The 1,617-nt window shown below is 55.2% G+C and carries 1 rRNA gene; it reads left to right on the top strand.

Features of this window, described 5'->3' with window-relative positions:
* Positions 1 to 119: 119 nt before the first annotated feature.
* Positions 120 to 1,617: ribosomal RNA gene (locus tag QL983_RS10795) — 23S ribosomal RNA — on the top strand; the annotation flags it as partial.

A 1,617-nucleotide genomic window follows, 5' to 3' on the forward strand; every position in this document is an offset into this window, starting at 1 on the left:
TTATTTTTTGTTGCTGCATCGTTGATCGCACTGTCCCCCCTGGGGTGGTGTGTGAGGTGTGGTGATGCCGAGAATGACATCTTAGTTAGATATTGCTCATTTGAGGACTTTCATTGTGTGTGAAAGTTTCCAAGGGCGCATGGTGGATGCCTTGGCAACAGGAGCCGAAGAAGGACGTGGGAATCTGCGATAAGCCTGGTGGAGTCGATAACCGGACGTTGAGACCAGGATTTCCGAATGGGGAAACCCCGCACGACGTGTCGTGTGACCCCCGGTTGAACACATAGACCGGGTGGAGGGAACGTGGGGAAGTGAAACATCTCAGTACCCACAGGAAGAGAAAACAAAAGTGATTCCGTTAGTAGTGGCGAGCGAACGCGGATGGGGCTAAACCGTATGTGTGTGATACCCGGCAGGGGTTGCATGTGCGGTGTTGTGGGCCCCTCCTTGTCATGTCTGCCGGCATGGCGCAGTGAGGTGCGGGCATATAGACGAACCAGTGTGGATGCTGGACCGTAGAGGGTGAGAGTCCCGTAGTCGAAATGTGTTCCGCCGCTGTTGGAGGGTTGCCCGAGTAGCACGGGGCCCGAGGAATCCCGTGTGAATCTGCCAGGACCACCTGGTAAGCCTGAATACTACCTGTTGACCGATAGCGGATCAGTACCGTGAGGGAATGGTGAAAAGTACCCCGGGAGGGGAGTGAAATAGTACCTGAAACCATGTGCCTACAAACCGTTGGAGCCTCCTTGTGGGGTGACAGCGTGCCTTTTGAAGAATGAGCCTGCGAGTTAGTGATACGTGGCGAGGTTAACCCGTGTGGGGAAGCCGTAGCGAAAGCGAGTCTGAATAGGGCGATTGAGTCGCGTGTCCTAGACCCGAAGCGGAGTGATCTACCCATGGCCAGGTTGAAGCGCGTGTAAGAGCGCGTGGAGGACCGAACCCACTTCAGTTGAAAATGGAGGGGATGAGCTGTGGGTAGGGGTGAAAGGCCAATCAAACTCCGTGATAGCTGGTTCTCCCCGAAATGCATTTAGGTGCAGCGTCACGTGTTTCTTCCCGGAGGTAGAGCTACTGGATGGACGATGGGCCCTACAAGGTTACTGACTTCAGCCAAACTCCGAATGCCGGGAAGTGAGAGCGTGGCAGTGAGACTGTGGGGGATAAGCTTCATAGTCGAGAGGGAAACAGCCCAGACCACCGGTTAAGGCCCCTAAGCGTGTGCTAAGTGGGAAAGGATGTGGAGTTGCTGAGACAACCAGGAGGTTGGCTTAGAAGCAGCCACCCTTGAAAGAGTGCGTAATAGCTCACTGGTCAAGTGATTCCGCGCCGACAATGTAGCGGGGCTCAAGTACACCGCCGAAACCGTGGCATTCAGTTTTGCTGGATGGGTAGGGGAGCGTCGTTCACGAGGTGAAGCCAGCGGGTAACTTCTGGTGGATTGTGGACGAGTGAGAATGCAGGCATGAGTAGCGAAAGACGGGTGAGAAACCCGTCCGCCGGATGACTAAGGGTTCCAGGGTCAAGCTAATCTGCCCTGGGTAAGTCGGGACCTAAGGCGAGGCCGACAGGCGTAGTCGATGGACAACGGGTTGATATTCCCGTACCAGTGAAGAACCG

The sequence above is a fragment of the Micrococcus sp. APC 4021 genome (assembly GCF_030407635.1).
GTDB classification, from domain to species: Bacteria; Actinomycetota; Actinomycetes; order Actinomycetales; family Micrococcaceae; genus Micrococcus; species Micrococcus luteus.